Below are 20,651 nucleotides of genomic sequence, written 5' to 3'. Positions count from 1 at the left end.
AAGTCCTTCTCAAAGTAGATCAGACTCAATCTCAGAATTAACCTCTTTTTTCCACAGCTTGTATTTTTCAAGATCTGCACTCACTTGAGATATAACAAAGCCAGCAACTGCTGCATCATCAATTAATCCACCAAAAGGAATGTAGTCGAAAACACCGTCAATAGGAGATACAAAATAGACAATGCCTAAGACAATCATGAAAAGCGACCGTTTGGGAAGTTCCTTATAGCTGCCATTAAGCCAGTCTCTGAATACACCAAATAACAAATGCAGCTTTTCCCAAACCTCACCTAATCGATTCCTCTGTGCCGAGGCTTTCTGAATTGCTTCATTCAATAAGCCCATAGATTTATCCTTGTCCTTTATATACTCTAAAGCTTTAGCTTTAAATGGCTTTAGTTTTTTATCATCAATATCCACATTAAAACCTCCTCTTCTAGAAAGAAATAAAAGCTCAAAACCCATATGCAAATTTCAGTGAATAGCATAGTTTAAGCTAGTCTTTCTAGATTCATGCTAAATTATTTCATAACTAGGAATCCGATTTGGATCATATTGGTATTCATTAAAAGTGGCAAATCGGAAACAATACTTTTGGATTCAAAAACAAAGGAGGAATGTTCATCAATGCAAATCAAGAAAATGCCTCAACCAAATGAAGGAATTAAATGCGTAGTTAATACATGTCATTATTATGGTTCCGGCGATCACTGCTATGCGGAAAAAATCGAAGTTCAATCTCCTAATGCTAAGAGCACTGAAATGACAGACTGTGCTACCTTTTTACCTGAGTCTTAAAAAAAGCTATTAGGAGGAATTGAAATGACTGGACGCGCCAATAAAATGCCTCAACCTAACGGTGGGATTAAATGTGTTGTAAACACTTGCCATTATTACGGATCTGGGGATCACTGCTATGCTGATAAAATTGAAGTTCAACCACAAAATGCAAAAAGTACCGACATGACAGATTGTGCAACTTTTTTACCTGAGTAAAAATCAGCAAATTCGATAATGATCCCCTCCGCAGGGAAAAATTCAGACTTACCCATTGGGTAAGTCTGAATTTTTGAAGTTGCTTGGGGAGACGGGTTTATTCAAAAGTCCCGCAGAAGCAATAAACTTTAGTGCTTCCTCCGAAGAAACATTGATCAGTTGCACTTGATCCTTCGGCACTAAGATTAAATTTCCTGCCCATTGCATACTTTGCATCAGATAAACAGCTACATACCCTTTAGGAATAAAGGCACTTTCCTCATCATTGGTAACAAAACCTAAAAGTTTAATTTCCTCAGACAAAGTAACTCTTACCAAACGAGAAAATCCCTTTTTATTTGAAGAAAAAGAATTCACAGTGTCTTTAATGATTCCGTAGATATTTCCTAACAGCGGAACCTTAACGAGAACTTTTTCCAAGTAATTGAGTATTTTGTTCGTCAGCCAGTTTGAAGCCAATACTCCCACCAAGAAAATAGCTGCCAGGGTGACTATTACGCCAAGACCTGGAAAGTATAACCCCTCTCGTTCCAGAATCCCCTTAAATAAGCCATCGGTTACTATAAACATGTTATAGAGAATGTAAAATGTCAGAACAATAGGTGTTAGAACGAGTAAGCCCTTCAGAAATATTCCAATAATCTTTTTCAAATATATCCCTCAATCCCCATCAAATTCATTACTATTATTCTATCTTTTTTCAGGCTTGTCAAATTTTAGGTCTAAGCATAAAACATTAGTTTAGATAAAGTTGTATAACATATATTTTATTGATATAAATCATCGATTAGTTATATAATGATATTACCCTCAAGCTACTTCGTGATATTACCCAGGAAACCGAACTTAGCGATATCTAAAAGGAGGTCTTACCAAAAATGTCAACATTCATCTACTTTATATCGTCGGATAAAATGGGCAATCAAGATCCTGCCCTTGGTCAAGTCCTAATGCGTAATTTTTTCCGCAAGCTTATCGAGGACAATTCCAAGCCCACCCATATCTTGTTTGTCGAGAGCGGGGTTAAACTCTTGTTGCCAGATTTCGAGGCACATGAGGCTTTAAAGCAACTCCATGAAGAAGGGGTTAAATTGTTAGCTTGTAAAACTTGTCTTGACTTTTATGGTATTGAACATAATATTACTACTGGTGTGGTATCCGATATGCCCACAATTATTAGGGTAATGCATGAAGCTGATAAAGTAATATCATTTTAAATCCTGTACAATCCTTATAATAAATCATGAGAGTTCCTACCGAAAATCGGTTTAAGGGGCTCTCTCTCTTTTTAGATTTATCCAATTTAGCTTCATGGTTTTTCAATAATCTGTAACCTTTTCAATACCTATTACGTATAAAGAGTGTAATGGTAAAGAAAGCACAAAGAGAAAACAAAAGCTGAGAAATTCTTGACAGGCTGAAAATGATCGAAAAGGAGGAAGAAGTATGTCCAAGCGCTTGTATCGATCTAGCCTAAATAAACAGATAGGTGGAGTTTGCGGAGGAATAGCTGAATACTTAGACCTGGATCCAAGTCTTGTCCGGATTGCCGCTATTCTATTAATGTTCGTGGGTGGAACAGGATTTTTGGCCTATCTGGTTGCCTGGTTCGTAATACCATTGGATAGTTAAAGAGCGTCTGCCACAAGTTCAGCAATATCCTTACTTTGCATATCTACACTCTTAGAACTAACTGCTTCACTTAAGGTCTTCAAACATAATGAACAGGCACTAACTAAAATATCAGCCTCAGTTCTCGTAGCCTTTTTGACTAAAAGGCTATGAATTTTTTTATCGCCTTTATTCCCCATCCATATATTGCCACCACCTGAACCACAACAAAAAGCCATTCCTTGATTATTCTTCATCTCAAGTAATTCTAAACCAGGAATTGCATTTAAAACCTCTCTTGGAGCATTATAAACCTGATTGTATCTACCTAAATAACAGGGATCATGGAAGGTAACTTTGCTTCCATTGGACTTTTTGAGAATTATTCTCTCGGAACGAATAAGCTCTAGGATATATTCCGAATGATGCATCACTTGGTAAGAACCACCAAACTGAGGATAATCATTTTTCAAGGTATTAAAGCAATGAGGACAATGTGTCAAGATTGTTTTAAATTTATAGTCGTTTAATGTTTTAACATTCTCATAGGCCAACTGCTGAAAGAGTTTTTCGTTACCTAGACGTCTGACGGAATCCCCGCAACATTTTTCCTTTCCTCCCAATACCCCATAATCAATTCCTGCTTTCTCTAGAATAGTGATCATTGACTGGGAAACCTTCTGATTACGCGGTTGATATGAGCCGTAACATCCTAGCCAATATAGGACATCCATCTGTTTTTTCTCACTCTGCTGTGGTGAGGATGCTAACTCTAAATTAGGAAAAACCGATCTTACATTGTTTCCCCAAGGATTTCCGGATTCAGAAATATTGTTAAGAACCGATTGAATCTCTTCAGGAAAACCAATATCTGAGGATGTAAGACCTCTGCGCAAATCAACGATTCTTTTGATATGTTCAATGTAGATCGGACATTTGACCTCGCAAAGTCCACAAGTCGTACATGACCAGAGTGTCTCTTGGGAAATCACCTGATTGATTAAGGTCGTAGCTTTTTTCTTAGAATGCTTTTTTAAGGTTTGTACCAAAACTCTTGGAGACAAGGGTCTTCCACTTAAATGTGCCGGACAACCTTTCTGGCATCTTCCGCAAGAAATACAAGCATCTAATTCCAGCAGCTGTTTCTTGCTAAACTCATTATAATACCCGGCCCCAACCCTCTTTTGATCTTCAGTCAAACAATCAACCGGAGTCAAAGTGCCAATGGGTGAATTGGATTTTAAGAAGATATTAAGTGGAGAGGCAAACATATGAAACAACTTTGAATAAGGAATATAGGCTATAAACCCAAAGGTCAATAACATATGGAAATACCAGATAAAGGCATGAACAGCTAAGGACAAGTCAGTGGATATGCCGGATAATTGAATCATCAGAGCAAAGAACAGCCCCACAGGTGACCACCAAGCCCACGGGTCATATACAGAGTAAATTCTTAAACCCTCTAAGAAAAACCCCGTTAGGAGAATTGTGAATACAATTATTAATAAGAGAGCATCATCTAGTGTGTAATCCTCATGGTCGGGTTTATCAATATATCGTTTGTAGGCAGCCATCAATATTCCAACCATTGCCATGAGTCCAAACAAATCCAGCAACAGGCTTAGAACTAAATACTTCATTCCATAGAATAAAGGAATTCCAAAATGATCCTGAATAGCAATGACCAAGGTTCCAAAGGTTAAAACAATAAAACCATAGAAAATTCCTAAATGGGCATAACGGCGAAAATCACCTCTGAAAACTCCCTGGTCGTGCCTAGCCATTGTAGATATAAACTCTCTAAGCCTCAAACTCAAATTATCAAATGCCAAAGCTTTCCCCTGCTGCCAACCCCTAATCTTGTTAATGGTTCCAATCGTAAAAACAACCAAGGTGATCAGAGCAAAAGCATACATTGTAGACTTACCATCAATATTCCAATAAAGCTGCCTAGTCGCCTCCATATTACACTCCAATCATAATCAAATTTAATTTACTGATCTTGACGTTCACTGTGAGTTGCCAGCCAGTTAATGACGTAGGTAAGTATTTCTTCCTTCGACGGTTCATTATGCAGCTCGTGATATAAATCTCTCCAGATTTTTAGCATACAGTTTTTAGGTACAAAGGCGGCAAATTCCTTAGATCCTTCAGGAGATGTAATTTTGTCTCCTCCGCCATGCATAAGCAATAAAGGAAGATTGAATTGATCTGCATTTTTGATAGCCCAAAGTCCTGCGCAATCCATAGCCGTAAATAAACCAAGAGAGATTTTATTATGAACATATGGATCTTCTTGATAAGCTATAATAACCTCAGGATCATGAGAAAGAGCGTCTATTAGGAGTCCACCGGAAAATGTAAAAGTTGGCCACAGCTTACTTAGAAATCTTACAAACAGTTTAACCAGAGCAGGGGGTTCAACTGCCAATTTGAGCCAGGGACTTGTTACCACCACCCCTGAAAACTGGGGTTGACGACGCAAAACATAATTTAGCACTAAGTTGCCGCCTAGACTGTGTCCGTATAGAAAAGAAGGCAAACCTGGTAAACGTTTTGAGCACTCATTTTTAAAGCAGGTAATATCATCTAACAACCTCTCAATAGAAGGCGAGTGTCCTCGCCTACCCTGTGATTTGCCGTGACCGCGCAGGTCAAAAGCAGACAGAGCAAATCCAGCCTGAGTTAGTTTCTGAGCCAGATTGGCATAGCGCCCACTATGCTCTCCTAATCCATGAACTAGAAAAACAACGCCCCGAAGCTTACTGCTGATCGGTTGCCACTCCCGTGCAAAAAGTTCAGTTCCATCATTTGTTCTGAATTCAAATTCGGTGTACTTCATGTTATCCACCCTTCCAAATTGAACTCACAAATTAACTCCTTACACTTTAACATATCATACAACAAATACTTGGACAAATCATAGCACCACTTGTTTTACAGAAATATTAAGGAGCACTCGTGAAGAGTGCTCCTTAATATTTAATTTCATAATCTCTTCATTACTCGCAAAAGTAAAAACCGTTTTATACTAATCACAATAGAGTGTCATAGCCAAGGGATTAAGATTCAAACTAACTGAGAAGAATGAAAGAATGTATCTAACCCATAAAATTAAAAGGCATATTTTGACCTTCCAAAGCTTTGGTAAGATTTGTCTTCGTAACTGTTTGATGAGAAGCATGCCATAGAACTTGTCCCTGGCTAATCAGCAGCGCTTGAGGAGATTGATGCTTAACCGTCATTTTTTCAGCCACAAAATTCGAAGTCGAGCGAGATTCAATCACTTTAATCATAACCACAAGCACTTCATCGCTGCTTTCCTGGATAAACTCCTGTACTTCCACCCAAGCACGAGCACTAATTGGGCAGGTTGTGCTGTGTTTGAAAATAAAAACTTTGCGTAACTGAGACTCGTCTAAGATTCCTTCAAAGTCTTCAATAGAACTGATTTCTCTGAACTCTGCCATTACTTCCCCTCCTTATATCCATTTAAGTGCTGCCAGCGACAAAAGATGTTATCAAAAAAATCAACGACAATAAACAATCCGACTCCAAGCAAGGCCATCATAATAATCCCAGCAAACATTTCATCCGGTGCAGCACGGCTCCAAGAATCCATGATGAAATATCCTAAACCTTCGGTGGTTGCAAAGGACTCAGCAAAGAACAAAACCGCAATCGCTGTACCCATGCTTAAACGAAGGGATGTGAAGACATCCGGTAAACTTGCGGGCAAGAGCACGTAGCGATAGACTTGGAAACGGTTTCCCCCTAAGGAACGCAAAGAGGAAATTGTTTCTGACTGTACTTTACGAACTGCATCCCTAGTTGTGACTAATATTTGAAAAAAGACAATGAAGGTAATCAGAAAGATCTTGGAACCGTCGCCTAATCCTAAAAACAAAAGAATTAGCGGCAGAAAGACAATCTTAGGAATCGGATAAGTAATATAGACTAAAGGTGCTAAAAATCGGTCTATCCGATCTTCATAGCCCATAATTATACCCAAGGGTAGTCCGATTAGAAACGCAGTCAATGTTGATAATACTACCCGATAGGTACTAACCCAGAAGTGTTTTCCGAGATCCGCTTCAAGTAAGCGAATAGTTGCGGCGATTGCCGCCTGGGGTGTCGGTAAGAGGGGGGTCTGCAGACTCCAGGCTGCATATTGCCAAAGAGCCAGTAAAAATACTATAGCGCCTAAATAGCCCCAGGACTTCCCTTGAAATACTTTACCTTGCAGATTCATCAAGTCCACCCCTTTCAAGAAGTGAACGTACATAGCTGGTCTTCTGGAAAAACTCTTCTGTCTGACGATAACCAGATTTTCCGACTAGAGGGTTCGTTATTTCCCCGACGACTTTTGTTGGTCTGCCATCAAGAAGCACCAAAATACGGCTTCCTAAGAAAACAGCTTCTTCAATACTATGAGTTACTAAAACAGTTGTCAATTTTTGTTCCTGCCAAATTTCTAAGAGCAACCCTTGTAGTCTTTCCCGGGTTAAAGCATCTAAAGCAGACAAAGGCTCGTCCATTAAGAGCAAATCCGGTTGGAGAGTTAGGGCTCGAGCCAACGCGACTCTCTGCCTTTGCCCTCCACTTAATTGACTGGGAAAGTTGTGTTTCACTTCTCCTAATCCCATTTTTTGAATCATTTCCTCAACGAGGGGTTTATAGCTTCTCTTAACCGTATGCCTGACTCGTAGCCCTAAACTTACATTTTGCTCAACTGTAAGCCAAGGAAACAACCCATATTCTTGTAGAATAAAAGCTGTTTTCTGACGGGTGCCCTTAACCGAGTCCCCTAAAATCTGAATTTTGCCCGCCGTAGGCTTCTGTAATCCTGAGAGCAGGTAGAGAAGAGTACTCTTGCCACAGCCTGAAGGGCCGATCAAGACTATGCTCTCTCCTTGTTCAATCGTCAAATTGAAATCATCGTATACTTTAACCTGTGACTTTCCTTGATTATAGATGAAATCACAGTGCGAAACTTCAATCACAGGTTATTCTCTCCTTTTCCAAGGGATATTAGGCATAAAGTGAAAATTTCAAGAACCTAATTAACTGACTATTCAAGACTACGAGCTAGGCAGAAGATTGGGATCAACTAGTTCTTGGTAGTTATAAGCTTGGGGAATGAGGTTCTTTTCTACCATCCATTTCATCACACTCTGAACCTCTTCCTCAGTTGGAAGCTGTAGCTTTGAAAAGGTCGGGGTTTGATAACTATCCTTCAATTCTTGAGGAATCTGGGCTTTTTCCAAGAATAGATCTCGATATTGATCCGGATTATTTGTCAAAGCTTGTCCGGCAGCACCATAGGCCCGAAGGACAGCTTTAATCCCTTCGGAATTATCGTTTATACTGTCAGTTCGAAATAGGAAAACAGTTTGAGAAATATTCTTATAAGTATCATCAATAAGTAAGTTAGCTCCTTTTGCTTGAGCCAATGAGGCTAACGGATCCGGAAGACAAGCAGCATTGATCTGGTCTGATAGCAGCATATCTAAGCGCACCGGCATCTTAGGAATTGATACTTTTTTCACACTATCCAGCTGAACCCCTTTATCCAGGAGCATTTGATCACTGACATAGTCAATAATTGAATTTTGAGATATCCCAAGTGTCCCTCCTTTTAAACCCGCCAGGTCTTGGATGCCAGATTTAGGGGAAGACAAAATAGCGAAACGCCCTTCCTTGGGAGTCGCCCCCAGTCCTATGGAGGCGATCTTCACATCAGCACCTATCTTCTTTAATAAAGCAACTGCCAGCAAATCCGCTACTTGACCGTCAATTTGTCCGGCTTGAAGAGCAGCATCTCTTTCCATAGCACTGGCAAAGCTGACTAGTTCTACTTGAACACCTTCTTTGGTGTATAGTTTGTCTTTTTCCGCAACATAGAAGGGCAAATTATCTTCAATAGGCAAGACCCCGATCTTAACTACTTTAGCTTCAGTGATTGGAGAATGATTTTCCGGTTTTTTAGGGGCTCCGCAGCCAAATACAAAAAAGGCAATACTTAAAACCATTAATACCAGACCAAACCTTGAAATTTGTTTTTTCATTTAATCGACACTCCTCATCTTGAAAGTACCCTATTTTAACACAACATAAGTTATTCGACATTTTATCGGCATTACCTTTTAAAATGTTCTTCAAACCACTTATATAATTTATTGGACAATCTATTCTGCTCAATGTATTCCTCCGGAATCTCAAAGGGGACAACCGGAGTTGATTCTAGTGCACGTGACAGGATTTCACGAAAGACTACAGCAGGTTCCGAACCTCCTGAGGTAGTGAGGTAATGGTTATGATCCGTATTATCATAACCCATCCATACCGCTGCCGTAAGTTCCGGTGTATAACCCACAAACCAAACATCTTTAACCCCTTTGCTGATGTCCGCAAATTCTTTGGTTTGGGGAAGTTCAACTGACCCAGTTTTGCCAGCTGTCGGTCGGGATAGCTTGGCGTTTTCACCCGTACCATTAGTGACCACATCTTCCAGCATTAGGGTCATCATATAAGCTACGCTTGGAGTAGTCACTTGAGTTGCTTCAGGTTGAGCAAGGTAAAGTACCGTCCCTTCATCTGTAGTAATTTTACTTATGGCATAAGCCTTATTCATAACTCCGTGATTAGCAAAGGCTCCATAAGCTTGCGCCATCTGTAAAGGGGTAACCCCTTGAGAAAGACCACCCAAAGCTAAACTAAGGGTGTGATCTTCTTTATCCAGAGTGATTCCACACCTTTGTACAAAATCTACTCCGCTGTCTATCCCGATCTTATTAAGTAACCAAACTGCCGGCACATTCCAGGAGTGTCGAAGAGCCTCTTGCATTGTAATATACCCACGGTACTGATTGTCATAATTCTGAGGGTTGTAGCCATTAATATTTAGAGGGTGATCCTCAACTGTTGAATCTGAATTATAGCCCTTTTCCAAGGCTGGAGCATAAACCGCCAAGGGCTTCAAGGTAGAACCCGGCTGGCGCAGAAATTGGGATGAAGCGGCATGGTTCAGCCCGCGGTAAACTCTCGCCCCGCGATATCCGACTAATCCTCTGATCCCCCCGGTTTTATGATCTAATAAAACCACACCACTTTGAACGAGTTGGTCTGACGTCCCTTTGGGAAAGTAATGACTTTCTTCATAGACCTCTTCAGCGGCTTTTTGGACGAGAGGGTCCATTTGAGTATAGATTTTCAGGCCACCCTTAAGGATTTGATCTTCAGTAAATCCGATACGATTAATTGCTTCTTCAATAACATAATCAACGTATGGTGAATACTGGCCTGAAAGGTCCTTTAGAGAACCTTTCTTTATAACAATTGGTTGAACAAGGGCCTTCTGATACTCTACTAAGGAAATATAATTCTGTTCCTTCATCAAAGCAAGTACTATATTTCTGCGTTCTAAGGACTTTTCTTTACTATTCAGCGGAGAATAAATGCTGGGGGCTTTTAGCAGCCCGGCAAGTAGCGCAGATTCAGGTAATGACAGATCCTCAACCTCTTTATCAAAATAAAGTTGAGCCGCATTTTGCAGACCATAACAGCCCTCACCATAATATATTTGATTGAGATAAGCGACTAAAATCTCATCCTTGTCCAGCACAGCTTCAATCTTTAAGGCATAGGCCGCTTCATTTAATTTGCGGGCAAGAGTTTTATCCGAAGCTAAGAAAAGGTTCTTGGCCAATTGTTGAGTGATGGTGCTTCCACCTTCGGAAAAATCACCTGAAATTATATCCCGATAAAGAGCACGGATAATTGAACGAAGATCCACCCCTTTATGCTCGTAATACCTACGGTCTTCTACTGCAATTACAGCATTTTTCATAACCAGCGGGATTTGCTGCCCTGTAACAGGTTCTATTCGTGATGATGAAAGCTGGGAAATCCGGTTGCCGTTTTGGTCATACAAGTAGGAAGGTCGTGCCAAAGGTGTTTGTAACTTGCTAATATCTAGTGAGGATATATAAACCGTAATTCCTCCGGTCAAAAAAATAATAAAGAGCAGAAAAACAATCCCCAACCTTTTCCAATACTTAGCAAAAAGTACACTCGTCTTTGATTTCTGACCCTGAAGTGTACTCATATCTTCCAATTAAATCCCTTCTTTCTATAAACCTATGAACGAGCTTTGGCCAAACTCGAGACTCCACTTTATGTAATCGGGTTCCTTAACATATTTTATCACAGTGTACTTATAACGAAAGCTGAAACATGTCAAAGAAGTGAGAAAGATTGCTATTTTCCATAATGACAAGAGCCTCTCACCAACTTATGAAGTCAATGAAAGGCTGAAAACTCTATTGAGTATAGATAATATCATATTCAGAAGCACTAGGGATTTAGGATCGTATTAGAACAGGGTGTCTTACATTAAAGAGCTGATGGATCAACGGGACTAATCCGCTTTCCAGCTGGGGATAAAACTGCTAGAATCCCCCCCATGATAACGAATCCTCCCCCCAGTGCCTGCAAGAGGGTTATATTCTCATTGAAAATAACAACCGCTAAAATAACAGTCATCACAGGCTCAGTTGTACTGATAATTGAGGCAGAAGTTGGACCCAAACGCTTTATACCCTCAAAAAATGTCAGCATAGCTAATATGGTTGAGAACAGAACAATACCCCCAATTCCCAGCCACGTGCCCCAGGAAAGATTCCAGGTTGTTCCGCCTATTGGTAAACCGATTAGGCCATAGGTAAATGCTGCAGAGGTCGAAATTACTGAAGTACTTACTAAAGGAGTTGTTGTTTTTAACAACTTGTTGCCTACGATTATATAAAACGAGTAAACGAAGGCAGCGCTAAGAGCAAGTATGACCCCCAGATAATTAATCCCTTCCAATGCTATGCCTAAAACCAAGACTAAGCCAAAGGTTGCAATAATCAAGCCAGTCAACTTGAGCAAAGAAAATTCTTCTTGCTTTGTCAAAACTGCTATGATGGTAACAATAACGGGATAGGCATATAGAAGCAACGCAGCTAAAGATGCCGGGATATATAATACTGAAGATATGTACAAACCGGCCATCATGGAATATCCAACTCCGCCCATGCCCCATAGTATCAGCCAAGTCTTAAGGGGCATGCGCGGGAATCCTTCTCGCCAAATAGTTATCGCCCAGAATATAAGGGATGCTATGGAAAATCTAACAAATAATACGGTAGAAAGACCTGCCCCTCCTCCAAAAACTACTTTTCCTAAAATCGGGTACAAGCTAAAACCAAATGTGGAAATAAGTATTAATAAAACCGCTAATCCCGTAGACTCTTTTTGATTTATCATTCTTTTCTCCATATCGTAATAGGACTTATTTATCTCAGTCGATTAAACCTTTAACATCTTTTTACATCTTTTAGTATGATTCCTCTATTATCCAGGATTCTTGAATTCCTGTCAATTAGCTTGTTTTGGACTTTTCTCTCACCCTTTTATTTTTTGTCTTTGAATTTAATACCGTATAAGAAAAAGGGATCAAGCCATAAGCCTAATCCCAAGATATTTTAAATAAATTTTACTCGATTACTTAATATTCTTTATAGCTTTTTCCCCAAATTGCTTTGTGACAACTTTTTCGTAAGGAGCTATTTTGTTAAGCTCTCCGGCATCTTTAATGATTTGCTGCAAGAGATAAAAATCATTTTCCTGGAGAATAGGGTCTGTTTTCCAAGAGTTTTGTTCCTTATAACGCTTGATAGCACTAATTAGAATTTGGTCATTTTCTTCCGGGAATTGAAGCTTTATAGCCAAGGCAATTTCTTCAGGAGTATGGCTTGCTACCCACTTCTGCCCTTTATAGATGGCGTTGGTAAACTTTTGAATAAGCTCTGGATTTTTTTCAATCATGCTCTTCTTGGCAAAATAGGCAGTATAGGGTACTTCCCCGCTCTCTTTACCTAAAGAAGCAACAATATAGGCTTTACCTTCTTTCTCCATGCTTGATGCAGTAGGTTCAAAGATAATTACATAATCTCCTTGCCCTCCTATAAATGCTCCAGGCATTGCCGCAAATTGCATCGTCGTGTCAATGTTGACATCTTTTCCTACCGCCATACCATTTTTGCTCAACACATACTGAAGAACAATAGCCGGCATTCCACCTTTACGTCCGCCAATTACGGTCTTTCCTTTCAGATCACTCCATTTAAAGTCAGGATCAGGTTCTCTACCCATTAGAAAGGTTCCATCCCCGTTGGTCAATTGCGCAAAAACAACGCTGTTATCTTCTTTTCCCTCGTTATGAACATAGACGCTCGCCTCCGGCCCGGCGAAACCAATATCTACTTGACCTGATAATACGGCAGTCATAACTTTATCTGCACCTTGGCCATTACTTAATTCAACCTCAAGTCCTTCCTCTTTAAAGAACCCCTTACTCATCGCTACATACTGGGGAGCATAGAAAACAGAATGGGTAACCTCTGATAATTTAACCTTAGTCAACTCAGTTTTCTGACTGCAACCAGAGAGCACCATAGAAATTCCAAGAATCACTGTAATAAGTACGGGCATAAATCTTTTTCTAAACATGTCGCTCCTCCTTTAAGATATTTAAGTTTTACATACTGTCCTCATCATTGACTCAAGCCTTGTTTTTCACAAGCATTTTTTCAAGGTAAACCACCCCCTGATACATGACCGCTGCTGCCACACCTAAAATAATGACACTAGTCATAACTAGGTCTAGTTTAAAAACTTGCCCCCCGTAGACGATGAGATACCCTAACCCTGCTTTGGAAACTAAAAATTCTCCAACAATAACCCCTACCCACGACAAGCCCACATTGATTTTCAAAGCATTAATAATCGTAGGATAAGAAGCCGGAAGCACTACTTTTGTAAGGACTTGATATTTTGAACCGCCAAAGGTCTGAACAAGTTTAATCTTCTCTTGATCTACCGTTAAAAAGCCGTTTAACACTTCCAATACTGTGACTATCAGAGAAATTGCTAAAGTCATAACTATAATTGCCGGAGGCCCTGCACCAATCCATACAATGAAAACTGGACCTAAGGCAATTTTAGGTAAACTATTCATAATTACTAAATAAGGTTCTAAAATTTTGCACAAAAATTCAGACCACCACAACATTATGGCTATTATCGTCCCGACGATGGTTCCCAGGACAAAGCCCACGAAAGCTTCCCAACAGGTTATTCCAATATGATGAAAAAGTACCCCATCTTCATAAAGGCGAACTATTGTATTAAAAACTCTCGACGGCTGACTTGTAATAAATGGATCTACTATTTTGGTATTAGCACATATTTCCCAAAGCAAGAAAGCCACACCAAAGATTAGTATTTGGATAACACGCACTGAGATTTTTTCCATCCTAACCCTGTGCAAGAAATCAATGTGTTCCTGAGAAATCTTTGTGACTTGAGTCTCCTTCGCAACCCTGTCGCCTTCAAAATTAGACATGGACATCTAACCCCTTCCATATCTCTTGAAAGTAGTATCTGAATTCGGGAGTCTCCCGAGATGAAAAGGGGGTTCTGTTCTTGATATCGAAATTAATATCATAAATATGTTTTACTTTGCCTGGCCTTTTGGAAAGTAGAATAACCCGGTCAGCCATACTTATACTTTCAGATATGTCATGGGTAACAAGTAAGGCTGTTTTATTCTCTTTTTTGATAATGTCATAGATATCATCGTTAACGACTAAGCGAGTCTGATAATCTAATGCCGAAAAAGCTTCATCCAATAACAGGATTTGGGGATTGGTTACCAGAGTTCTAATAAGAGCCACTCTTTGTCTCATTCCCCCTGAAAGTTGATTAGGATATTTGTCTTTAAATTCATAAAGCCCATATGTTTTTAGAAGTTTAATAGCATGTTCTTTTGCAGAGCTTGTAACAGTTTTTCGAATTTCCAGGCCGAGCATAACATTTTGAAAGATAGTTCTCCAATTAAAAAGATGATCTTTCTGTAACATATAGCCGATTTTTGGAGATGTCCCCGTGACCTTTTCCCCCGATAAAAGAACCTCTCCTGAGGTAGATGCTATTAGGCCTGAAATAATTGATAATAAGGTTGACTTCCCACACCCGCTTGGGCCGACAATACTTACAAATTCTCCATCTTGGACCGAAAAATTGATGTTTTCCAGCGCTGTAATTTCCCCATTTAGGGATTGATATTTCATGCCAACATTATTAACTTCGACAACTGGTTTCAATGGCATCCCCCCCTTACACATCCCGGTTTTTAATAGTGTATTGGGAAGTCTCCTAAACGGTGAGGGATTCGAAAATTTACCAGTTTTAATGTGTTGTGGGGACGGTCCTTTTAACACACGAATGTGTGTTAAAAGGACCGTCCCCACAACACCTATTTATTCAGTAAAACCTTTTTCCTTCATATCACTAGCCTTTTGAAATAAGGCCATTCCAGTATTCATTTTTCTAAAGTTTAACCGTTCGTAAAACTTTTCTTTGCCAGGGGATGCATATAAAATCAAGTTGCACATCGGAAGCGATTTTACAATACTATTGATAATCATTCGTCCTATCCCTTTGCCTTGATACTCCGGTAATACTGCTATATCGTATAAAGCAGCTTGATATACTCCGTCTGAAATTGCACGACCAAAACCAATCAGTTTTTCTTCGTCAAAAACAAACACTACAGTATGACTGTTTTCAAAAGCTTTTTGATGGATATCTGCAGCAAAATTAGCCATGCCAACGTTTCTTAGAGTTTGAGATACATAATTCCAGTCGATATTTAAACAATTATTCTTGATTATAAAATCCATAAGCTTCCCTCCAGGAGTTTGGTGAAATTTTCCGTTAAGATAAGTCAGTATCTCCTCTGGTAATGTGTGTTGTGGGGACGGTCCTTTTAACACACGAATGTGTTAAAAGGACCGTCCCCACAACATCCCCACAACACATCCTTCCGGGTCAGTTGATGGTAGGAAAGTCGGATTTCTCATTGACAATCCTTAAAACACATAACTCTACGGAGGGTTTATTGAAAAGTACCAGTTCATTCATTACTATAATACAGGGAGGCTGCGATAATGCAAACTATAAATGTTGGTAAGATCATCCGTGAATTGCGTATAGAAAAAGGAATTACGCAAAAACAGCTTGCGGATAAAATGAATATCAGCGACAAAACCGTTTCGAAATGGGAACGGGGTTTAGGCTGTCCCGATGTTTCACTGCTCTCGGAACTGTCCGACCTACTTGAAGTTGATATAGGTAAACTATTAAGCGGTGATTTAGCACCCAATGATTTTGTGGGAGGCAATATGAAAAAGACGAAATATTATGTTTGCCCTATGTGTCATAACATTTCACTTTGCACAGGTGAAGCCGAAGTATCATGCTGTGGTAGAAAAATTGATCAGCAAAAAATGCAGAAAGTCGATAAAAGTGAGATGCTTTCTGTTGAAGTAATCGATGACGACTGGTATATAACAACGGCTCATCCAATGAAAAAAGAACACTATATATCCTTTGTCGCCTTTACAACCGGTGACCGGATACAGATTATCAAGCAATACCCCGAATGGGATATGCAACTTAGGATATCCAAAAGAGGTCATGGCATGCTTATATGGTACTGTACAAGGCATGGATTATTTTATCAGTTAATATAAAGGAGTTTAAGAAAATGAAATTTAGTGTTTTTACTGTTTAACTGAAGAGGAGACTGCGGCGGCATCCCATCTAACGCAGTCTCCTTCTGCCTACTTGAATGTTTGGCAACTACGAAACATGATTGACCTCAGACCAAGTCTGGCTCTATTGAATCAATTCTTTAAAATGTTTCTTCTAGCTATTTAGTTATTTTCATATCCATTGTTTACACATGGAGATCTAATTTATCAATTGCAACTCTAATCCGTTCACAACCTTCTTCAAGTGTTGAACGGGAGCACCCGATATTAAGACGGGCAAAGCCTTCTCCGCCAGGGCCAAATTGAAAGCCTGGATTTAGTCCCACCCCAGCCTTGTGTACTAAAAACTTCTGTAATTCCTTGGGATCCATCCCTAGATCCCTGAAGTCTAACCAAGCCAAATAAGTCCCTTCAGGCTGAATCAGCTTAACATGAGAGATTTGAACAAGTGACGATATTAAGTAATCGACATTTCCCTGTAAATAGTCCATCAACTGATTTAGCCAATCCCAGCCATATCTATAGGCTGCTTCTAAAGCCGTAATACCAAAGACATTAGGATTATGTATGCCCGTCAAATCCCGAGTCGCTAAAAAAGCTTGTCTATAGTCTGGATTCGGTATAATTAAGTTGGACGTCTGTAAGCCAGCAAGGTTAAATGTCTTGCTTGGCGCTGTACAAATCACCGATTGAGTAGCTAATTCAGGCGAGAGAGTGGCAAAGGGAATATGGCGATGCCCTTTATAAATAAGATCTCCATGAATTTCATCAGAGATTACTAAGACCTTATAGGTGAGACAAAGTTTTCCCAAGCGTTCGAGCTCCTCCCGCTCCCAAACCCGGCCAACCGGATTATGAGGGTTACACAGAATCATCATCTTGACTCCGTTGGAAAACTTTTCTTCCAAATCCTCATAATCCATGACATATCGGTTTTCTGCAAAGATTAGTTGGCTGTTAACAAGCTCGCGGTCGTTATTTTTAATAGCGTTAAAAAAGGGGGGATATACAGGGGACTGCAGAAGGACTTTATCTCCAGGCTTTGTTAAACTCTTTACCAATTGATATAAGCCAAAAACAATTCCGGGACTAAAGGTCACCCAATCTCGTTGGATCTCCCAGCCAAAGCGCTGGTGCAGCCAGTTAGTTAAGGCCTCATAATAACCCTCCATACCATCTGAATAGCCAAAGATTCCATGCTTCGCACGATTAACTAAGGCCTCAATAACAGCCTCGGGAGCTTGAAAGTCCATATCTGCAACCCACAAGGGCAAAACATCTTCACGGCCAAAAATCCGCTGATTAAAATCCCATTTCACAGAACAAGTCTGGCGACGATCGATTATCTGGTCAAAATTACAGTTCATTAACATTTACTCCTTTCGCGTTGAGAGCGGCGTGTTGCGGGGACGGTCCTTTTAACACACAAATGTGTGTTAAAAGGACCGTCCCCGCAACACGCTTATTCGGCGGCATCCTTAATCGCCTGGACTATTTTATTGTATCCCGTACATCTGCATAAATTACCAGCTATTGCAGTTTTAATCTCTTCTTCAGAGGGAGTAGGATTCTTCATTAATAGTGCTTTAGCTGACATGAGCATTCCCGGAGTGCAAAATCCGCATTGGACAGCGCTATTTTTGATGAAAGATTCTTGTAATTTGTCCAGTCCATCCTTTTCAAGAGCTTCAATTGTCAGGATCTCCTGTCCTCTAATTTGGGGGGCAAGAACTAAACAGGAATTAACTGCTTTGCCATTCATAATGACCGTGCAGGATCCGCACTCTCCTTCGCCACACCCTTCTTTAGTCCCCGTTAGCCCTAGTTCTTCTCTCAACAAATCAATCAACCTCAGGGTTGGAGAAACCGTCAGATTGTACATTTGTCCATTAACCGTAAACTCAATTTGCATGCTTGCCACCCTTATCCTCTGCCTTTTGATATTCTTTTCCTAAATACATATCTTTACTCATCCCATTAATAAAGCACGCGTCTCATTCGTACCTCATGCCTGAAACATCGCGCCTCGCATTCAGAGCAGCTATAATCTTCTCCGGTGTCAGAGGCAAATTTGACAAAGATGTGCCCAAGGCATTGTTAACAGCATTGACTACTGCCGCAGCCACTGGGACAAAGGCAATTTCTCCAATACTCTTTGCGCCATAAGGCCCTTCATCTCCACCTTCTTCGATCAAAAGAATTCTCACCTCAGGCATGTCCGGTGCATTAAGCACATGATAATTTTTCAAGCTTCTGCTAAGAATACTTCCATCAGTCTTAACCTTTATTTCTTCATATAGAGCATAACCAATCCCCATTTGCACACCGCCTTGAATCTGCCCCTCAACCATCCCGGGATTGATAGCTTTACCAATATCATGGGCCGCCAAATAATCCTTGACCTGAACTCTTCCCGTGGCTGTGTCAACTTCTACCTCGGCAAAATGAACAGCATAAGCACCTGGGTTGGAAGTCCCATGATAGGTATGAGTAAGCACGATATCCGTATTGTACTTAAGTTTGGCGGTTGTGGCGATTTCTCGATAACTTAGAGAGTGCTGTTCATCTCCCCTAACCCATACTCTGCCAGCGCCATTTTCTAAAGACTCGATAGGGGTTTGGAATATTTGCGACGCACATTCCAATACTTTTTCTCTTACTCTCTGGGAAACTTCGTAGGCACAAGCTCCACAGATATACGTAACCCTGCTTCCGTAAGAGCCAAAATCATAGGGGCCGTTTTCCGTATCCGCTTCTAGAGTCGTAATAAATTTAGGGTCGATGTCTAGGACTTCTGCAACAATTTGGGTAATCGAGGTAATAGTTCCGCACCCTAATTCATGGAGACCGGTGTTCAAAATGAAACTGCCGTCCTCATTCATTTTTAAAGTCATGGTACTATGTTCGGGAAATCCTCCGTACATTCCATTTTTATGGGCAGCACAGGCTAATCCTACTCCTCTGCGGAATCTGCCTTGATTCGGAGCTATATTCCATCGGTGAAACTTCTCACTCCAACCGAAGGTTTCGGCACCTTTCAGGAGACACTCTCTGACCCGAGCATTCCCTAAAGAAATTTGAGAGGTTTTATCTAAGTCATAAGGATGGACAAGATTTAAGAGCCGAAATTCTATAAGATCTATTCCTAACCCTTTCGCCACAGCATCCATATGAATTTCGAGAGCAGTCATGATTTCCGGTGCACCCCATCCTCGTGCTCCACCGGCTACAGGAGTGTTGGTATAAACGGTTTTGCCCCTATGTTCATAGTAAGGGATTCTGTACAATTTACATATCTTCTTGGCCATTACATAGGTATTGTCAATAGAACTTGTGGCATACGCTCCGGCGTCTAATACGGTATCTACTCTACAGTCAACTAGTCGACCTTCTTGGTTAACCAGAGTTCTTACCCTAGAACTCGTTGCGGGTCGAGTCATTGTAGATATAATGGTCTCTTCCCTGGTCAAGGTTAGTTTGACCGGGCGCTTAACCTCCTTGGCTAGAAAAGCAGTTAGAGGTTCAAAAATAATTTCTTGCCTGCCGCCGAAAGACCCCCCCATAGGAACTTTAATGACCCTGACTTTGTTATAACTCAGTTCCAGCAAATCAGCTACTACGGTCCTTACCCCAAATGCTCCTTGGCAGGCAGCCCAGAGAGTGAGCTTGCCGGAACTGTCATAATCCGCCAGACAAACATGAGGTTCCATAGCCGCATGATGCACTTTTTGTGTATTGGTTAAAGTTTCAACCTCAACGCAGTCTTCGGCAAGCTCTATCTCCCCGATTTTGTATTCAAATTCATGGAGCAAGTTCCCGGCAGAATGAATTTTGTCCGCCTGTTCCTCAAGAGCTTTTTCGGGAGTATTTAGCACTGGCAATTCTGCATAGTCTACTTGAATGAGATCAATAGCCTGGGTGGCGATTTCTTTGCTGACAGCTACCACAGCAGCAATACGATCTCCGACAAACCGTGCCTTCTCTGTTAAAAGACGCTCGTCTTCTAAGCAAACCTCTTGGTCAGGCACTATTCTATAGCGACTGTAGGTTTTAGCAGGGGTATTTAGATGGGTAAACACTCTTACAACTCCCGGTAAAGCCTCAGCTTTGCTTGTATCTATATTGGTAATGTGAGCATGGGCAATTGGACTCAAAAGCAGTTTGGCATATAACATATTTGGCAGTTTCATATCACTTAAATATTGTAGACTACCGTTTACTTTCTGCTCTGCATCATGAATTGGAAAAGTGCGCCCGACATATTTATAATCCTTGTCCAATATTCTCACTCCTCTGCTTTACCTTATAAATCTACGGGAACCTTTTGAACGTTGATTTGTTTACTCATTGTACAGATATTACTTTTGGTATATATTCTAG

22 protein-coding genes are annotated in these 20,651 nt (G+C 40.4%); 5 read left to right on the top strand and 17 right to left on the bottom strand.

Annotation, left to right across the window (positions count from 1 at the left end; genetic code table 11):
* Positions 1–9: 9 nt before the first annotated feature.
* Positions 10–420 (bottom strand): YkvA family protein, encoded by a 411-nt coding sequence (locus DP73_RS16580; protein ID WP_034600960.1) that lies wholly within the window; start codon positions 418–420, stop codon positions 10–12.
* Between the two features lie 207 nt (positions 421–627).
* Here DP73_RS16580 and DP73_RS22750 point away from each other — a divergent pair, with 207 nt between their 5' ends.
* The gene (locus DP73_RS22750; RefSeq protein ID WP_014903027.1) at positions 628–798 is read left to right on the top strand and encodes a DUF1540 domain-containing protein; all 171 of its coding nucleotides are present in this window, start codon (positions 628–630) and stop codon (positions 796–798) included.
* Between the two features lie 24 nt (positions 799–822).
* On the top strand, positions 823–996 hold the full coding sequence (locus DP73_RS22745) for a DUF1540 domain-containing protein (RefSeq protein WP_014903026.1): 174 nt from the start codon (positions 823–825) through the stop codon (positions 994–996).
* Between the two features lie 48 nt (positions 997–1,044).
* Here DP73_RS22745 and DP73_RS16575 read toward each other — a convergent pair whose 3' ends face one another.
* Entirely contained in the window at positions 1,045–1,647 is a 603-nt protein-coding gene (locus DP73_RS16575; protein WP_034600958.1) for a DUF502 domain-containing protein, read from the bottom strand.
* Between the two features lie 227 nt (positions 1,648–1,874).
* Here DP73_RS16575 and DP73_RS16570 point away from each other — a divergent pair, with 227 nt between their 5' ends.
* Both DP73_RS16570 and DP73_RS16565 read left to right on the top strand, forming a co-directional pair.
* On the top strand, positions 1,875–2,213 hold the full coding sequence (locus DP73_RS16570; protein ID WP_034600957.1) for a DsrE family protein: 339 nt from the start codon (positions 1,875–1,877) through the stop codon (positions 2,211–2,213).
* A 229-nt stretch (positions 2,214–2,442) separates the two neighbouring features.
* A complete protein-coding gene (locus DP73_RS16565) occupies positions 2,443–2,628 on the top strand; it encodes a PspC domain-containing protein (RefSeq protein WP_014903024.1) in 186 nt (61 codons plus the stop codon).
* Here DP73_RS16565 and DP73_RS16560 read toward each other — a convergent pair.
* The 12 genes from DP73_RS16560 to DP73_RS16505 form a co-directional block, all read right to left on the bottom strand.
* Positions 2,625–4,574: a heterodisulfide reductase-related iron-sulfur binding cluster gene (locus tag DP73_RS16560; RefSeq protein ID WP_034600956.1), complete on the bottom strand. Its 1,950-nt coding sequence runs from the start codon at positions 4,572–4,574 to the stop codon at positions 2,625–2,627. The two genes, DP73_RS16565 and DP73_RS16560, sit on opposite strands and share 4 nt — an antisense overlap.
* A gap of 29 nt (positions 4,575–4,603) precedes the next feature.
* The gene (locus DP73_RS16555) at positions 4,604–5,452 is read right to left on the bottom strand and encodes an alpha/beta hydrolase (RefSeq protein ID WP_034600954.1); all 849 of its coding nucleotides are present in this window, start codon (positions 5,450–5,452) and stop codon (positions 4,604–4,606) included.
* Positions 5,453–5,711: 259 nt separating this feature from the next.
* Positions 5,712–6,080, bottom strand: a complete 369-nt coding sequence (gene ytxJ / locus DP73_RS16550; protein WP_034600953.1) for a bacillithiol system redox-active protein YtxJ — start codon at positions 6,078–6,080, stop codon at positions 5,712–5,714.
* Positions 6,080–6,862 carry an ABC transporter permease gene (locus DP73_RS16545; protein ID WP_034600952.1) on the bottom strand — a complete coding sequence of 261 codons (783 nt, stop codon included), beginning with the start codon at positions 6,860–6,862 and terminating at the stop codon, positions 6,080–6,082. The genes ytxJ and DP73_RS16545 overlap by 1 nt, the downstream gene beginning before the upstream one ends.
* Positions 6,846–7,613 (bottom strand): ABC transporter ATP-binding protein, encoded by a 768-nt coding sequence (locus DP73_RS16540; RefSeq protein WP_034600951.1) that lies wholly within the window; start codon positions 7,611–7,613, stop codon positions 6,846–6,848. Before DP73_RS16540 ends, DP73_RS16545 begins: the two co-directional genes overlap by 17 nt.
* 78 nt (positions 7,614–7,691) lie before the next feature.
* The gene (locus DP73_RS16535; protein WP_034600949.1) at positions 7,692–8,678 is read right to left on the bottom strand and encodes a MetQ/NlpA family ABC transporter substrate-binding protein; all 987 of its coding nucleotides are present in this window, start codon (positions 8,676–8,678) and stop codon (positions 7,692–7,694) included.
* A gap of 71 nt (positions 8,679–8,749) precedes the next feature.
* Complete coding sequence (locus tag DP73_RS16530; protein WP_242865788.1) at positions 8,750–10,717, bottom strand: PBP1A family penicillin-binding protein; 1,968 nt, start codon at positions 10,715–10,717, stop codon at positions 8,750–8,752.
* A gap of 287 nt (positions 10,718–11,004) precedes the next feature.
* Positions 11,005–11,919 (bottom strand): DMT family transporter, encoded by a 915-nt coding sequence (locus tag DP73_RS16525; RefSeq protein ID WP_034600947.1) that lies wholly within the window; start codon positions 11,917–11,919, stop codon positions 11,005–11,007.
* A gap of 237 nt (positions 11,920–12,156) precedes the next feature.
* Positions 12,157–13,164, bottom strand: coding sequence for an ABC transporter substrate-binding protein (locus tag DP73_RS16520; RefSeq protein WP_052090765.1), 1,008 nt, complete (start codon positions 13,162–13,164; stop codon positions 12,157–12,159).
* A gap of 52 nt (positions 13,165–13,216) precedes the next feature.
* Complete coding sequence (locus DP73_RS16515; protein ID WP_052090763.1) at positions 13,217–14,059, bottom strand: ABC transporter permease; 843 nt, start codon at positions 14,057–14,059, stop codon at positions 13,217–13,219.
* On the bottom strand, positions 14,052–14,819 hold the full coding sequence (locus tag DP73_RS16510) for an ABC transporter ATP-binding protein (protein WP_034600946.1): 768 nt from the start codon (positions 14,817–14,819) through the stop codon (positions 14,052–14,054). Before DP73_RS16510 ends, DP73_RS16515 begins: the two co-directional genes overlap by 8 nt.
* 156 nt (positions 14,820–14,975) lie before the next feature.
* A complete protein-coding gene (locus DP73_RS16505; RefSeq protein WP_034600944.1) occupies positions 14,976–15,398 on the bottom strand; it encodes a GNAT family N-acetyltransferase in 423 nt (140 codons plus the stop codon).
* Between the two features lie 267 nt (positions 15,399–15,665).
* Between DP73_RS16505 and DP73_RS16500 the strand changes: the two genes are divergently transcribed.
* Positions 15,666–16,250, top strand: coding sequence for a helix-turn-helix domain-containing protein (locus DP73_RS16500; protein WP_034600942.1), 585 nt, complete (start codon positions 15,666–15,668; stop codon positions 16,248–16,250).
* Between the two features lie 206 nt (positions 16,251–16,456).
* Here the strand turns inward: DP73_RS16500 and DP73_RS16495 are convergent, their stop codons facing one another.
* The 3 genes from DP73_RS16495 to DP73_RS16485 form a co-directional block, all read right to left on the bottom strand.
* Positions 16,457–17,638, bottom strand: a complete 1,182-nt coding sequence (locus tag DP73_RS16495; protein WP_034600940.1) for a PatB family C-S lyase — start codon at positions 17,636–17,638, stop codon at positions 16,457–16,459.
* Positions 17,639–17,733: 95 nt separating this feature from the next.
* Complete coding sequence (locus DP73_RS16490) at positions 17,734–18,183, bottom strand: (2Fe-2S)-binding protein (protein WP_034600939.1); 450 nt, start codon at positions 18,181–18,183, stop codon at positions 17,734–17,736.
* Positions 18,184–18,265: 82 nt separating this feature from the next.
* Positions 18,266–20,560 carry a molybdopterin cofactor-binding domain-containing protein gene (locus DP73_RS16485; RefSeq protein ID WP_242865785.1) on the bottom strand — a complete coding sequence of 765 codons (2,295 nt, stop codon included), beginning with the start codon at positions 20,558–20,560 and terminating at the stop codon, positions 18,266–18,268.
* Positions 20,561–20,651 lie beyond the last annotated feature (91 nt).

This window comes from Desulfosporosinus sp. HMP52 (genome assembly GCF_000765145.1).
Lineage (GTDB): Bacteria > Bacillota > Desulfitobacteriia > Desulfitobacteriales > Desulfitobacteriaceae > Desulfosporosinus.
The sequence above is the reverse complement of the archived record's forward strand: the minus strand, read 5'-3'. Positions and strand labels throughout refer to the sequence as shown.

What these genes read in the sequence shown, in the direction of transcription:
- DP73_RS22750 (WP_014903027.1), top strand. Translation starts at nt 628, where the DNA reads ATGCAAATCAAGAAAATGCCTCAACCAAATGAAGGAATTAAATGCGTA.
- DP73_RS22745 (WP_014903026.1), top strand. Translation starts at nt 823, where the DNA reads ATGACTGGACGCGCCAATAAAATGCCTCAACCTAACGGTGGGATTAAA.
- DP73_RS16570 (WP_034600957.1), top strand. Translation starts at nt 1,875, where the DNA reads ATGTCAACATTCATCTACTTTATATCGTCGGATAAAATGGGCAATCAA.
- DP73_RS16565 (WP_014903024.1), top strand. Translation starts at nt 2,443, where the DNA reads ATGTCCAAGCGCTTGTATCGATCTAGCCTAAATAAACAGATAGGTGGA.
- DP73_RS16560 (WP_034600956.1), bottom strand. Translation starts at nt 4,574, where the DNA reads ATGGAGGCGACTAGGCAGCTTTATTGGAATATTGATGGTAAGTCTACA.
- DP73_RS16555 (WP_034600954.1), bottom strand. Translation starts at nt 5,452, where the DNA reads ATGAAGTACACCGAATTTGAATTCAGAACAAATGATGGAACTGAACTT.
- ytxJ (WP_034600953.1), bottom strand. Translation starts at nt 6,080, where the DNA reads ATGGCAGAGTTCAGAGAAATCAGTTCTATTGAAGACTTTGAAGGAATC.
- DP73_RS16545 (WP_034600952.1), bottom strand. Translation starts at nt 6,862, where the DNA reads ATGAATCTGCAAGGTAAAGTATTTCAAGGGAAGTCCTGGGGCTATTTA.
- DP73_RS16535 (WP_034600949.1), bottom strand. Translation starts at nt 8,678, where the DNA reads ATGAAAAAACAAATTTCAAGGTTTGGTCTGGTATTAATGGTTTTAAGT.
- DP73_RS16530 (WP_242865788.1), bottom strand. Translation starts at nt 10,717, where the DNA reads ATGAGTACACTTCAGGGTCAGAAATCAAAGACGAGTGTACTTTTTGCT.
- DP73_RS16525 (WP_034600947.1), bottom strand. Translation starts at nt 11,919, where the DNA reads ATGATAAATCAAAAAGAGTCTACGGGATTAGCGGTTTTATTAATACTT.
- DP73_RS16520 (WP_052090765.1), bottom strand. Translation starts at nt 13,164, where the DNA reads ATGTTTAGAAAAAGATTTATGCCCGTACTTATTACAGTGATTCTTGGA.
- DP73_RS16515 (WP_052090763.1), bottom strand. Translation starts at nt 14,059, where the DNA reads ATGTCTAATTTTGAAGGCGACAGGGTTGCGAAGGAGACTCAAGTCACA.
- DP73_RS16505 (WP_034600944.1), bottom strand. Translation starts at nt 15,398, where the DNA reads ATGGATTTTATAATCAAGAATAATTGTTTAAATATCGACTGGAATTAT.
- DP73_RS16500 (WP_034600942.1), top strand. Translation starts at nt 15,666, where the DNA reads ATGCAAACTATAAATGTTGGTAAGATCATCCGTGAATTGCGTATAGAA.
- DP73_RS16495 (WP_034600940.1), bottom strand. Translation starts at nt 17,638, where the DNA reads ATGAACTGTAATTTTGACCAGATAATCGATCGTCGCCAGACTTGTTCT.
- DP73_RS16490 (WP_034600939.1), bottom strand. Translation starts at nt 18,183, where the DNA reads ATGCAAATTGAGTTTACGGTTAATGGACAAATGTACAATCTGACGGTT.